Annotated in this window: 14 protein-coding genes; 10 read left to right on the top strand and 4 right to left on the bottom strand. The window is 31.8% G+C overall.

Annotation, left to right across the window (positions count from 1 at the left end):
- Positions 1–44 precede the first annotated feature (44 nt).
- The 6 genes from L3X39_RS11725 (at position 45) to L3X39_RS11700 (ending at position 5336) form a co-directional block, all read left to right on the top strand.
- Complete coding sequence (locus L3X39_RS11725) at positions 45–653, top strand: LUD domain-containing protein (protein ID WP_237231977.1); 609 nt, start codon at positions 45–47, stop codon at positions 651–653.
- 1 nt (position 654) lies between these two features.
- Positions 655–1476: a phosphatidate cytidylyltransferase gene (locus tag L3X39_RS11720; RefSeq protein ID WP_237231976.1), complete on the top strand. Its 822-nt coding sequence runs from the start codon at positions 655–657 to the stop codon at positions 1474–1476.
- Positions 1466–2125 carry a phosphatidylserine decarboxylase family protein gene (locus tag L3X39_RS11715; RefSeq protein WP_237231975.1) on the top strand — a complete coding sequence of 220 codons (660 nt, stop codon included), beginning with the start codon at positions 1466–1468 and terminating at the stop codon, positions 2123–2125. The genes L3X39_RS11720 and L3X39_RS11715 overlap by 11 nt, the downstream gene beginning before the upstream one ends.
- The gene (locus L3X39_RS11710; protein WP_237231974.1) at positions 2115–2381 is read left to right on the top strand and encodes an acyl-CoA-binding protein; all 267 of its coding nucleotides are present in this window, start codon (positions 2115–2117) and stop codon (positions 2379–2381) included. Before L3X39_RS11715 ends, L3X39_RS11710 begins: the two co-directional genes overlap by 11 nt.
- 86 nt (positions 2382–2467) lie before the next feature.
- Positions 2468–4759, top strand: a complete 2292-nt coding sequence (locus L3X39_RS11705) for a type IA DNA topoisomerase (protein WP_237231973.1) — start codon at positions 2468–2470, stop codon at positions 4757–4759.
- A 19-nt stretch (positions 4760–4778) separates the two neighbouring features.
- Positions 4779–5336, top strand: a complete 558-nt coding sequence (locus L3X39_RS11700; protein WP_237231972.1) for a pseudouridine synthase — start codon at positions 4779–4781, stop codon at positions 5334–5336.
- Here the strand turns inward: L3X39_RS11700 and L3X39_RS11695 are convergent.
- Together L3X39_RS11695 and L3X39_RS11690 are read right to left on the bottom strand one after the other, a co-directional pair.
- Positions 5333–5974, bottom strand: a complete 642-nt coding sequence (locus L3X39_RS11695; RefSeq protein ID WP_379840376.1) for a DUF8845 family protein — start codon at positions 5972–5974, stop codon at positions 5333–5335. The genes L3X39_RS11700 and L3X39_RS11695 overlap by 4 nt on opposite strands.
- 7 nt (positions 5975–5981) lie before the next feature.
- Positions 5982–6476 carry an RNA polymerase sigma factor gene (locus L3X39_RS11690; protein WP_237231970.1) on the bottom strand — a complete coding sequence of 165 codons (495 nt, stop codon included), beginning with the start codon at positions 6474–6476 and terminating at the stop codon, positions 5982–5984.
- Positions 6477–6949: 473 nt separating this feature from the next.
- Between L3X39_RS11690 and L3X39_RS11685 the strand changes: the two genes are divergently transcribed.
- Positions 6950–9103 (top strand): TonB-dependent receptor, encoded by a 2154-nt coding sequence (locus L3X39_RS11685; RefSeq protein ID WP_237231969.1) that lies wholly within the window; start codon positions 6950–6952, stop codon positions 9101–9103.
- 3 nt (positions 9104–9106) lie between these two features.
- Here the strand turns inward: L3X39_RS11685 and L3X39_RS11680 are convergent, their stop codons facing one another.
- Positions 9107–10936: a glycoside hydrolase family 2 protein gene (locus tag L3X39_RS11680; RefSeq protein WP_237231968.1), complete on the bottom strand. Its 1830-nt coding sequence runs from the start codon at positions 10934–10936 to the stop codon at positions 9107–9109.
- A gap of 273 nt (positions 10937–11209) precedes the next feature.
- Between L3X39_RS11680 and L3X39_RS11675 the strand changes: the two genes are divergently transcribed.
- Together L3X39_RS11675 and L3X39_RS11670 are read left to right on the top strand one after the other, a co-directional pair.
- Positions 11210–11686, top strand: a complete 477-nt coding sequence (locus L3X39_RS11675) for an Hsp20/alpha crystallin family protein (protein WP_237231967.1) — start codon at positions 11210–11212, stop codon at positions 11684–11686.
- Positions 11687–11850: 164 nt separating this feature from the next.
- Positions 11851–12582, top strand: a complete 732-nt coding sequence (locus tag L3X39_RS11670; RefSeq protein WP_237231966.1) for an energy transducer TonB — start codon at positions 11851–11853, stop codon at positions 12580–12582.
- Between the two features lie 74 nt (positions 12583–12656).
- Here the strand turns inward: L3X39_RS11670 and L3X39_RS11665 are convergent, their stop codons facing one another.
- Entirely contained in the window at positions 12657–13055 is a 399-nt protein-coding gene (locus L3X39_RS11665) for a hypothetical protein (protein WP_237231965.1), read from the bottom strand.
- 154 nt (positions 13056–13209) lie between these two features.
- Between L3X39_RS11665 and L3X39_RS11660 the strand changes: the two genes are divergently transcribed.
- Entirely contained in the window at positions 13210–13833 is a 624-nt protein-coding gene (locus L3X39_RS11660) for a tetratricopeptide repeat protein (RefSeq protein ID WP_237231964.1), read from the top strand.
- The last annotated feature ends 7 nt before the right edge of the window (positions 13834–13840 follow it).

Below are 13840 nucleotides of genomic sequence, written 5' to 3'. Positions count from 1 at the left end.
ATTTGATAACCCTCAAAAGAATTCTGATAATAGCAATAAATTAAATGAGTCTTTTTAGAAAAATTTTTGGTTCTAAATCTGACCGTTCAGGCGAGGAATTAAAATCTAGCGATAGAGGCAAATATATGCCTGAAATTAAACTGCCAATAGACGAGAGGTTTACAATAAACTTTAAAGCAAATGGTGGAAAGTTCTTGTATTGCGAAAACTTAGACGAAATTTTAAAAAACTTAGAGCTTATTATTACTGAAAATAGCTGGGAAGAAAAGAAGGCCTTAGTGCTTGATGAAAATTTAGAAAATAAGTTTAATAGTTCGGGCTTATTGCCCACAAGAAAGATTAGCGAATCTACTTTTTTCTTAACAACATGCGAAAATTTAATAGCAAATGATGGGTCTTTGCTTATTTCATCTAAACAAATTTTTGAAAAAAAACTTCCCGAACTACCTGTAAACTTTGTGGTTTTCGCGACAACTAGTCAAATTGTTGAAAACATAGGTGAAGGTTTAAGAGGCATAAAATCTAAAAACAGACAAAAAATTCCAACTAATATTACAACTATAAAACATTTTAAATCGGGTGATGAAAAAGATTTCTTAAGTTATGGTAGTAGTGCTAAAAACTTATATCTGCTGCTTCTAGAAGATTTATAGTATGAAAGATATACTCATCAGATCACTCTCAGGATTATTATACGTTTCTCTATTAATTATATGCTTAAATTTTGAACACGCATTAATTGTTCTATTTTTTGTATTTGGATTGATTTGTATGGGTGAGTTTAAAAAACTAATTCAGCTTAAAAGTTATATTCCGTATTTAATCTTTATTTTATTATATGCGGTTTTTGTTTATTGGGAAAAAATATTAAACACTGATCAAGGATTAAGTGAAATTATTCAAATCCTGATGGTATTATCAATATTTGTTAATTTATTCTTGATAAAAGATTTATTTTCAGAAAAGACCATTCCGCTTTTTGCAACCAAACGCTTTATTTTAACAACGTTTTATTTATCCAGCGCTTTTGTGTTTTTAATTTTAATTACAAGCCATCATGAGCCTTATAATGCAAATATATTATTAGGTTCTTTTATTTTAGTTTGGGTAAATGATTCTTTCGCATATTTGGTCGGAAAAAATTTTGGTAAACAAAAATTGTTTGAAAAAATTTCTCCAAAAAAAACAGTTGAAGGTTTTCTTGGAGGATTGTTTTTCTCATGCTTAGGAAGCTATTTTATTGCTACCTTTACAAATACTTTAGATTTCACAAGTTGGCTTATCTTAAGTATTATTATTAGCGTTTTTGGCACCTTAGGAGATTTAATAGAGTCTAAGTTTAAAAGACAAGCAAACGTAAAGGACAGTGGTGTAATTATGCCCGGACACGGTGGTTTATTAGATAGGTTAGACAGCATTATTTTTGCAGCACCTTTTATATATTTGTTTTTAAGAGTTTTAAATTATGTTTCATAAAGAAGGTCATAAAATAATTATCATAACATTCATAATTGTTATTGCAGGTTTTATATTAGCCGACAATTTCATTAACATCTCATGGCTAAAAATCTTAATTATGATTGCCTTGGGAGTTTTTCTATTATTAATCCTGCAATTTTTCAGAAACCCCAAACGCCTTTCGTCTTTAAATGACAGACAGGTTTTATCTCCTGTAGATGGCAAGGTTGTGGTTATCGAGGAGGTTTATGAGAAAGAGTATTTTAAAGAAAAACGACTTCAAATAAGTGTATTTATGTCGCCTATAAACGTACATGTTACACGTTACCCAGTAGGTGGAAATGTTATTTTTAGCAAATATCATCCAGGAAAATATTTAGTTGCATGGCACCCAAAGGCTAGTGAAGAGAACGAACGCACAACAGTGGTAGTTGAAAACGAAATTTACGGTAAAGTTTTACACAGACAAATAGCAGGAGCACTTGCAAAACGTATTGTAAACTATGCTAAACTTAACGATAAAGTAGTGCAAGGCGGCGAATCTGGTTTTATAAAATTTGGTTCTCGAGTAGATTTGTTTTTACCTTTAGACACTCAGGTAAAAGTAAAACTTAATCAAAAAGTCATTGGTGGAGTAAGTATCATTGCAGAGATGAATGAAGGATAACGATTTAAATAAAGCGTTTGAAGAAGCTGTGGCAAGGGTAAATGCGCACACCGAGCCTTTTCCTGCCGACACCCTTTTAAAGCTTTATGCATATTATAAGAAAGCCACTAATAATTACAGCAAACCTAGTAGTAAAAAGCCTATAATAAACGCTTTTAAAACGAACGCTCTCTTTCAAGCAAAAAACGTTAGTGAAGACGAGGCAAAGCGTATGTATATTGATTTAGTGAAAAATTACTTTTTATATAGAATGTAGATATTATTGGTTAATAACTACTAACAATTCCTTTTTAAAAAACATGCTAAAATTTTTATTTTGCAAACCTTTATTTCTATTTATAAGTGAAAGTTTGTATAGCTGAAAAACCAAGTGTTGCAAGAGAAATTGCGTCTGTTTTAGGCGCAAACACTAAACGTGATGGTTATTACGAGGGGAATGGTTATGCTGTAACATATACTTTTGGGCATCTATGCACTTTAAAAGAACCTAACGATTATAAACCATACTGGAAAAGTTGGGATCTAAACAATTTACCCATGCTTCCTGAAAAATTCGAAACTAAAGTGGTTCCAAATTCTGGGATTAAAAAGCAATTCAAAATTATCAAAAATTTGTTTGATAAAGCCGAAGTAGTTATAAACTGTGGGGATGCCGGACAAGAAGGAGAACTCATTCAACGTTGGGTATTGAATGAAGCAAATTACAAAGGCGAAGTAAAACGTTTATGGATTTCATCCTTAACAACTGAAGCCATCAAAGAAGGATTTGATAATCTAAAACCATCCATTGATTATGATAATTTGTATTATGCAGGATTCTCAAGAGCCATTGGTGATTGGTTATTAGGCATTAACGCAACAAGGCTATATACTGTAAAGCATGGTGGCTATAAACAAGTTTTATCCATTGGAAGAGTGCAAACCCCTACTCTAGCAATGGTGGTTAATCGTTTTAAAGAAATAGAGAATTTTAAACCACAACCTTATTGGGAGTTGCAAACCTTATACAGAGATGTACTTTTTAGTTATGAAGACGGTCGTTTTCTTAAAAAAGAAGACGGAGAAACTTTAGCTAAAAAAGTAAAGGAAAGTGATTTTGAAATTGAAGCTATCACTAAAAAGAAAGGGAAAGAATATGCCCCCAAACTATTTGATTTAACTGGGCTTCAGGTGTATTGTAATAACAGATTTGGTTTTTCGGCTGATGATACATTGAAAATTGTTCAAAAGCTATACGAACAAAAAGTAGTGACTTACCCAAGAGTAGATACTACTTTTTTACCTAACGACATATATCCTAAAGTATCGGGTATTCTTCAAAAATTGACTAATTATTCTAATTTAACACAACCCCTTTTAGGCAAAAAGATAAAAAAATCAAATAAGGTTTTTAATGATAAAAAAGTTACTGATCATCATGCTATTATACCTACTGGAATTCAAATTAGTTTACAACATAATCAACAGCAAGTATATGATATTATAGCAAAACGATTTATTGCTGTTTTTTATGACGATTGTTTGGTTGCCAATACAACCGTTGTTGGTCAGGCAGCTGAAGTATCGTTTAAAACCACTGGTAAAGAAATTTTGAATAAAGGTTGGCGAGTAGTTTTCGAAAACCCGAATTCTAAAGAAAAAGAATTAGATGTTTTACCAACTTTTGTAAAAGGCGAAAAAGGACCGCACGAACCCACTTTTTTAGAAAAGGAAACTAAACCCCCTAATCAGTTTACCGAAGCGTCGCTATTACGGGCCATGGAAACTGCTGGAAAACAAGTAGATGATGATGAATTGCGTGACTTAATGAAAGAAAACGGCATTGGTCGTCCATCTACCCGTGCCAATATTATTGAAACACTTTTTAAACGTCAATATATAAAACGTAACAAGAAGCAAATACTACCAACGGTTACAGGGATTCAGTTAATTGATATAATTCAAAACGATTTGTTGAAATCTGCTGAATTAACGGGTTATTGGGAAAAGCAACTAAAAGATATAGAAAAAGGAACGTTTAGTGCTTCCTCTTTTATAAAAAACATGAAGCACATGGTTGACGCTTTGGTTTATGAAGTGCGAAGCGAAACTATACGCGCAAACATCTCTCAGACTGCCGTTTTACAAAACCGCAAGCAAAAAGAAAATCATAAAAAGACAAAAGGAATAACCGCTGAAAATTGCCCAAAATGTAAAAAAGGACACCTTATTAAAGGGAAAAAAGCATATGGCTGTAGTGACTTTAAATCGGGGTGTGACCTTGTTCTACCCTTCTCTTACATGGGTAAAAAAATATCAGAAAAACAATATATTCGTTTGCTTAAAAAAGGCTCTACGGTGAATTTAAAAGGCTTTAAAACCCAATTCGGAACCATCGAAGGTTTACTTAGGTTTGATGAAAATTTTAAACTAAAATTAGAAATTAAAAAAACTCCTCCAAAAGCAAAAAAAGATACATTACTTTGCCCGAAGTGTAAAAAAGGAAACATACTAAGAGGAAAAACTGCTTATGGTTGTAGTGATTATAAATCTGGTTGTGATTTTATCATGACATTTGATGCTATTAAAATTAAAATAAATGGGCAAAACCCTACTAAGGAATTAGTGTATAATATTTTGAACGGAAATGTTTAAAAGTGATCATAAGCATTTTATGATTTACAAACCTTACGGGTATTTAAGTCAGTTTCAAAGTAATTCAACGCAACAGAAAAATAAAAGGTTTTTAGGGGAATTGCATAACTTTCCAAAAGACACAATGTCTATCGGTCGATTAGATGAAAAATCAGAAGGTTTATTATTTCTTACTACTGATGGTAAACTGAGTGATTATATAAACAGTCAAAAAGTCGAAAAAGAATATTACGCACTCGTTGATGGCGATATTTCTCAAGAAGCTATTAAACAACTTTCGGAAGGTGTTGAAATTGGTTTTGAAGGCAAAAAATACCAAACAAAATCCTGTAAAGTTTTTAAATTGAATACTCTGCCGAATTTGCCTCAGCGTTCAAAAAAAATTAGAGATGATAGACATGGGCCTACATCGTGGGTGTCAATCACATTAAACGAGGGTAAATTTCGACAAGTACGAAAAATGACATCTGCCGTTGGGTTTCCTACATTACGATTGGTTCGTGTACGCATTGGCAACATTCAATTAAATAGCATGCAGATAGGCGATGTTATTGAAGTTAAAAACAGTTTCTTTTAGCTATCTAACTTTTTAAGCTCTCTATAATTACTGTTAAGACGTTTGAGTAAGATACCATAAACCAGCCAATAAAATAACAACAAAATGCCTATTGCTACTGCTAATAATAAAACTGTAGTAATTATAATTGTTGCATAAAATTTAAAAACTTCTCCATTGGCAGTAGCTTGTTGTACTTGATTTATTATTTGCTGATCCTTTTCAAACTCTAAATACAAAACCGCTACAGTCGAAATTACTAAGTATATTAAATTAAATGCCACATATTGCTTTACCGTTTTTCTGGTTTTAAGAATATTCTCCATCAGCACTTTAGCATTATCCGTAACTGAAATGGTTTTATAATTCTTGAAAAATAAGTAAAAGAAATACGCCAAAATAATATACCCAAAAATCATCAATGGTATAAATACAGCATCTGCGTCATATTGTTCAAAACGCTTCATACTTTCCGTATCTTTTAATAGAAACGATATAACCGTCCAAAAAGCAAATTCCAATAAGCTAATAATGAAAATCCATTTGACTATGGAAGATGATTTGTTCAAAATCATTTTATAAATTTCATTGTATGTTAGCTTCGGATACTTGTTGTCATCCTTATTCCAATCCTTTTTTAATAAATCTAATTCATCCATCATGTTCTTACGGATTTAAAATGGTTTTAAGTTTGGTTTTTATTCTATTCATCTTCACTCTGGCATTAACCTCGCTTATACCTAAAGTTTCACTAATTTCTCTATAGTCCTTATCTTCTAAATACAAGAAAACAAGTGCCTTTTCAATATCGTTTAGTTGGTGTACTGCTTCGTAGAGTATCTTCAATTGTTGCTCTTCGGTATCATCATAATTTTCAGCTTTAATTTTAAATTCAACACCTTCAAAATCTTGTGTTGAAATCCTTCTCTTCGATTTTCTATAAAGTGTTATGGCTGTATTTAATCCCACACGATACATCCAAGTGCTGAACTTTGAATCGCCTCTAAATTTTGGATATGCTTTCCAAAGTTGGATAGTTATTTCTTGAAATAAATCGTTATGAGCATCATAATTATTGGTGTACAAGCGACAAACTTTGTGCACTATATTTTGATGCTTTTCTAGCAATTCAATAAAACTATGTTCTAGTTCTTTCTTCAAATTGATGGTTTAGTTACCATGTAAGTAGCTTTATTAATGAAAACGTTACAAAGACTGAAAATTAATTTCATTATTATAGTTTTTGCTTAAAAAATCAATAACAAGCAAAAGTTTAAAAAGGATAATTACAGATTTAAATTTATTGTTTAAACAACTTCTATTTACACCTGATTATGAGGTAATTAAATAACCACTATAAATAAAATCTATAAGGTGTTTTTGAGTTAAAACTCTAGTGTTTTTAACCAATGTTTTAGCGAAGATATAAAAAATTATTAATTAAAATTTAGCCTTAAAATTTTTAGCTCCAACACTATTTTATTGAAAAAACTTAGCCTTTATTTTTTTCGTTCTAGTGTTAATTTTCAATTCATCATATAAATTTTACAGTTCGGTTATTTAAAATTTAATCTTCCTTTTCTCTATCGCAAATTTGCTTTATCAAAAAAAACGAACAGTAAAAAATACTAACCATGAAAAAACTAATCAGTTTTATAATTGCACTTATTTATATTCAACTTCATGCACAAACTACAATTAACGGAAAGGTTTATAATACGAGAAATGAACCCATTGCTGGAGCCAACATTTATTTAGAAGGCACTTACGATGGAACCACTTCAGATGATAACGGAAATTTTTCGTTCACCACTTCGGAATCTGGAAGTGTTACTTTAATAATTTCTTATTTATCATATGAAACATTTATCATGTTGGGTGACACTTCGTATATGACAGATTTAGCAATTAAGTTGCGTGAAGATGTTAACACTTTAGATGCTGTTGTGCTTTCAGCTGGCACATTTCAAGCAGGTGACAATAGCAAAGTAAATGTTTTAAAACCACTTGATGTAGTTACCACTGCAAGTGCTTTAGGCGATTTTGTAGGTGCTTTACAAACCCTACCAGGAACCACAACGGTTGCAGAAGATGGACGCTTATTTGTTAGAGGTGGTGATGCTGAAGAAACTCAAATTTTCATAGACGGTATACGTGTATTTACGCCGTATTCGCCAACAACCAATAATGCCCCTACCCGCGGTCGATATTCACCATTTTTGTTTGATGGCATCACATTTTCAACAGGCGGTTATTCTGCTGAATTCGGACAAGCATTATCTAGCGTGCTATTACTAAACACGATTGACGAACCTGACCAAGAGAAAACTGATATTGGTATTATGAGTGTAGGCGCTACCTTGGGAAATACGCAAAAATGGAAAGAAAGTTCTATTAGTGTTAATGCGTCCTACATCAATTTAGCTCCCTACAATGTCATATTTAAAAACAGAAATAATTGGATTAAACCTTTTGAAACCATTTCAGGAGAAACAGTTTTTAGAAAAAAAACGAATTCAGGCTTATTGAAACTCTATGGTGCTTTTGACGCTACAAATTTTGAGCTTACCCAAGAAGATATTAATTATGACGAAGGTGTTTATTTTAAACTAAACAACAAAAACCTATACTTCAACGGGTCGTATCAAGGTGTTTTAAGCGATACTTGGACCATACAAGGTGGATTTAGCTATACACATGCCAACAATAAATTCAATATTATGGAGAGCGCAATCAATGGAACTGAGAACTCCATACACACTAAGTTGAAATTTAAAAACCGTATCAGTAATCGTTTTAAGCTTTATTTTGGTGCAGAATATTTCGCTACAGCTTATGATGAAGTTTATAATGATGAAACTATTACCAATGCCAATTATGGCTTTAATAATAACCTTGCTGCAGCATTTGCCGAAGCCGATATTTTTATCTCAAAAAACTTAGCGTTCAAAACGGGTTTACGAGGTGAGTATAGCGCATTGTTTAGTGAATTCACGTTGGCTCCAAGATTATCCTTAGCTTATAAAACTTCAGGCAAAAGCCAAATGTCGTTAGCTTATGGTAATTTTTACCAAAACCCTACAAGTGATGTTTTAAAATTTAATCAAAGCTTAAAAGCACAAAATACAACACATTATATTTTAAATTATCAGTACAATGCTGATAGAAAAATTTTTAGAGCAGAAGCTTATTACAAAAAATACAACAGTTTAATAAAGTACGATACTGAATTTGCCAGTTTTGATAGTAATTTTAATAGTAATGGATCAGGCTTTGCGAAAGGAATAGATTTCTTTTGGCGCGATAGCAAAACCATTAAAAATGTTGATTATTGGATAAGCTATTCATTGTTAGATGCTGAACGTGATTATAAAAACTATCCAACAAAAGCACAACCAAATTTTGCAAATACCCATAATGTATCTTTAGTTGGTAAATATTGGATTGACGATTGGAGAAGTCAAGTAGGTTTTAGTTATGCTTTCGCATCAGGTAGAACATATACAAATCCCAATAAAACAGGTTTTTTAAATGACAAAACAAAAGCTTACAATAGCTTAAGTATAAATTGGGCATATTTAATAAGTCCACAAAAAATACTTTATGCATCTGTTAATAATGTTTTAGGATTTAAAAATATTAATGGATACCAATACGCCAACACTCCAGACATGAATGGCAGTTTTAACAGACAAGCCTTGTTACCCGCCACCGATCAATTCTTTTTTATAGGTTTCTTTTGGACAATTAGCGAAGACAAAACCAGCAATCAGTTGGATAATTTATAATGGTTAATTTGCTTTGTTATTATAATAATTTTGTAAAACAAAAAAGGCTTTCTTTTTTTGGCCATCTTCAGAGATAAGCCCTTTACGGTTCCACCCATCTTGAATATTTGGTAAAACTCGCCTCGGCGATCTGAAATCGACTAAAATCCAAGGAGAAAAGCCTTTTAACTGCTCTATACCATCAATCATATTCAGTGTTTCTGTATATAAATTTTCTTGAAACTCCTCAGTCCATCTGGTATCCTTATCGCCATAATATCCTTTTTTAGCACCAGCTCCAAACTCGGAAATCAGTACCGGTTTGTTATGCTCAATGTTCCAACTTATACTTCGGCATTTTTCAGGCAGCCCCTCATACCAACCAATATACTGGTTGAAACTTAATACATCTACTACTTCTGCAAATGGGTCATCAATAGTTCTAATATTTGAATTGCCTTCAACACTACTCTGCTCTAATGCGGCACTAATTAATCGTGTATTATCAAGTGCTCTTGTATGTTTTGCAAGCCTGGTTAAAAAACTATTTCGAGCTACTGTTGCGGGCGTTTCATTAGCCATAGACCAAATAATTACTGATGCTCTGTTTTTATCTCTTTGAATTAATTCCGTTAATTGATTTTTTGCATTTAAAAAAGTAGATTCGTTTTCCCATGAAATAGTCCAATAAACAGGGTTTTCTTCCCAAACCATAATACCCATTTTATCAGCGAGTCGAACCATATGTTCGTTATGTGGATAATGGGCTAACCTTACATAATTGCACCCTAATTCTTTAGCCCATAGTAACAATTGCTCTGCATCTTTCAGGGAATACCCTCGTCCTTCACGAATGGGGCTCTCTTCATGTATTGAAATCCCCTTAAGAAACACTTCTTCCTCATTTAAAAGAATTTTAGAACCCTCCGTTTTTATGGTACGGAAACCTATTTGATCTATTGTTTTATCTTCATCTGATTGAATAATTACCTCATACAGTTTCGGATTGTTAATCGACCAATATTGAATAGTCTCAGATTCTATTTCAAAAGAAACCTCACCAATGTCATTGCTTACAAACTCCTTTTTTATTCCTAATTCAGGAATACTAAGCTGTACTTTTTTGCTATTAAGATTTTGTCCATTAAGTTTTATTGTTCCTTTAATTTTCTTGTTGTTTTCTTGATTTAATTGAATAAAGTAATCTTGAATAAAATTAGCACTAGTTTCAACAATCTTCACATCCCTTGTTAAACCACCGTAATTCCACCAATCGGTATTAAGTGTAGGCACACCTTCTTTTTTGCGCTTGTTATCTACCTTAATAATTAAAAAATTATGTTTTTCTTTTAGTAACGACGTAATTTCAAAGTTAAACGGGGTAAATCCCCCTAAATGAGTTCCTAGCTTTTTACCATTTAAGTAAACATCCGTTTGATAATTTGAAGCTTCAAAATAAACAAAAACACGGTTTGATTTCTTTTTAACCAGATAATCAAATGATTTTTTATACCAAACCGTTCCTTCATAATAAAACAGTTTTTCCTTTTGTGTATTCCAATCACTTGGCACTAATATAGAATCACTTTTATCGAAATCATATTCTACCAAATCGGATTTGTTTTCAGGCTTTGCATTTGTAAAAAACGCCAACTTCCAAAGGTTTTCAAAGTTTTCAAGTGGTTCATACCTGTAATTATAATAACCATTTTCATAGGGATCAACAATATACTTCCATGAACCATTTAACGATTTGGTCTCTCTATTGTATATATTAATAAGTAAATTTTCTTGTGCAACTAAACCTCCGGTAACTAAAAAAAGACATACAACCCAAAAACAACTAAACTTCATAACTGATTTGTTTTTAATAAATTAAATTTTAAATAGTTTTTTAAATAACGAAAACCTTCTAACGAAGGTAGAGTAATTTTTATATAAATTCAAATGCAGTCTAACCGAAAAATTGACACTTTTTATGAGCAAAAAAATGAAAAAATGACAGAAATATGTTAAAGAATTATTAAAGAATAGGACACCTTATCACAATACCTGATTTGGCATTTTAATTGCATTTAATAAGTTGAATAACAATAAAATAAATGTCTAATTTAAAATTTTTTAACAATGAGCAATTTAGCAACATTACCGAAAAATGGAAATTTAGCAAAACCAAATAGAGTCTCAAATTTCCCATCATTTTCAACTTGGTTTGATGATTTTTCATTAAACGATTTTCCAGCATTATTCTCTTCAAATTTTAACACTGGCATGTCGCTTCCTAAAGTAAATATTAAGGAAGTTGCTGATGCTTTTGTAGTGGAAATGGCAGTCCCAGGATTAAAGAAATCTGATTTTAATATTAACCTAGAAAACAATGCTTTATCTATTTCAGCAGAATTAAGAGAGAACAATGAAGAAAAAAATGATGATTACACTCGAAAAGAGTTTGGCTATTCTTCATTTAAGCGAACCTTTACATTACCAGAAACGGTAAATGACAGTAAAATAAATGCAACTTATAATGAGGGTATATTAACCGTGCATCTTCCTAAAAAAGAAGAAGCAAAACAAAAACCTCCTAGAGCAATTAAAATTTCATGATAGATTGAATTAATTTAAGTTAAGTTTAATGTAAAGCTGTCTCTTTTATAGACAGCTTTTTTTATTTATTGTTTGATAGTAAATAACCCTTTTGTTGTAACATGACAAATGTCATTCTTATTTATAAATGATTGTAATAAATTTAAGTTATTAAATCATTTGTGATGAAAGCTAAAAAAAACCCAAAAGTTGAAGTAGGCCGTAATAGCAGTATTTATTTTGCTATTGGTTTAAACTTGATGTTATTTTTATCATGGCGTGCCTTAGAATTTAAGACTTATGAAAAAAGTGATTTTGTTATGGAGATTGTTGACGTAGAACAAAACATAGAAGAAGAAATACCTATAATAAATACAAACACGCCACCGCCACCACCACCTCCTGTCGCAATTCAAGAAACGATTCAAATAGTAGAAGATGTTGAAGAAATTCAAGAAACCATTATTGAAAGTACCGAAACTGGTCAAGATGATGCTATTGAAGAACGCGTTGTTGAAGTGAGCGAAGTTACTGTTGAGGAGGTTGAAGAAGAAGTAGAAGTTGCTTTTGCAATTATTGAAAATGTTCCTGTGTTTCCCGGTTGCGAAGGGTTAAATAAAGCTAAGTCTAAAGCGTGTTTTCAACAAAAAATACAAGAGCATATATTAAAAAACTTTAATTATCCTCAAACCGCTTTAGAACTAGGCCTCCAAGGTCGTGTATCTGTAATTTTCGTTATAGATTCTAAAGGAAACACCACAAGTATTCGATCTCGAGGTCCAGATAAAATTTTAGAAAAAGAAGCAGAACGTATTATTAGTTTATTACCAAAAATGGAACCTGGTAAACAACGTGGTAAACCCGTTAAGGTTTCTTATGCTGTACCTATTTTTTTCAAGTTTGAAGGAGGATCATAGTTTAAAATAGGTTTTTTATCAATGTATATAGGCAGTTTAAATAATATTTAAACTGCCTTTTATTTATACGGTCGTTAATTCCAATGCAAAACTGAATCATTATGCAAAATAACTTTTCGGAATTCAGGAGGTTTTTTTGAGTTCAATAGCTTTAATTCTCCACGTTCTTCAATTAGTTCTTGAAAATGTGTTTCACTGTTATCATACTGCCGCTTGTTTTTATAAGTGGTTATTAGAATAAACGTGAAAGGTGTTTCTGCTGTTGGCACAGTTTCTAATAGTTGATGCGAGTCTATATACCCTTTTGCAATAGCTTTTTTTCTTAGTTGCTCCCAATTATTTTGATAATAAAAAAGAGCTTCCTCTTTATTTCCATTTAGCACTTCTACATAATCTATCATTGAAACTTTTTCTGTTTGACCAAAACTTATTAAGGACGTAAAAACTAGCAGAATAAACACACACTTTTTCATTTTATAAAATTTTATTACACCCAAATTAATCATTTTAATTGCTAAATAATACAGGTTTAACATTTCATCTACAAAAAATAACAGTTCGGTAATCCTCTTTTTAAAACCTTAATATTCCTATTGATATTTGCTATGTAATTAAAAACGAACACTTATGAAACATTTAATCATCATCGCAACACTATTAGTTTCGGCATTAACAAATGCACAAACTAACTATGAAAAAGGTATGCAAAAAGCCTTTGAACTTTGGGGACAAAACAATCCTACTGAAGCTTCCAACTTGTTTGAACGTATTGCCACGGCAGAACCAGACAATTGGCTTCCACCCTATTATGCTGCACAAGTAAATATTATGCACAGTTTTGGTGAGAAAGACGAAGAAAAATTGAGTGCCAAACTTAAAAAGGCACAAGATTTAATTAATGATGCTACTGCAATTTCCAAAAACAATCCAGAAATTTTAGTCCTTCAAGCCTTATTACATACTGCTTGGGTAGCTTTTGATGGAGCAACATACGGCATGACTTTATCGGGAAAAGTGGTAGAATTATACACTAAAGCAGAACAGATAGCACCTGAAAACCCAAGAGTTGTTTACTGCAAAGCAGAATGGAATATAGGTGGTGCAAAGTATTTTGGACAAGATACCGCACCATTTTGTAAAGATTTAGAAAGGGCATTAGAACTTTTTGCTAACTTTAAACCTGAAACACCATTTCATCCAAATTGGGGTAAAGATCGTGTAGTACAGGTTTTAGAAACTTGTGGCAAATAAATTAAGT

It is taken from the genome of Flaviramulus multivorans (genome assembly GCF_021728415.1).
In the GTDB taxonomy this organism is placed as follows: domain Bacteria; phylum Bacteroidota; class Bacteroidia; order Flavobacteriales; family Flavobacteriaceae; genus Sabulilitoribacter; species Sabulilitoribacter multivorans.
This window is presented reverse-complemented; position numbering and strand designations above follow the sequence as displayed.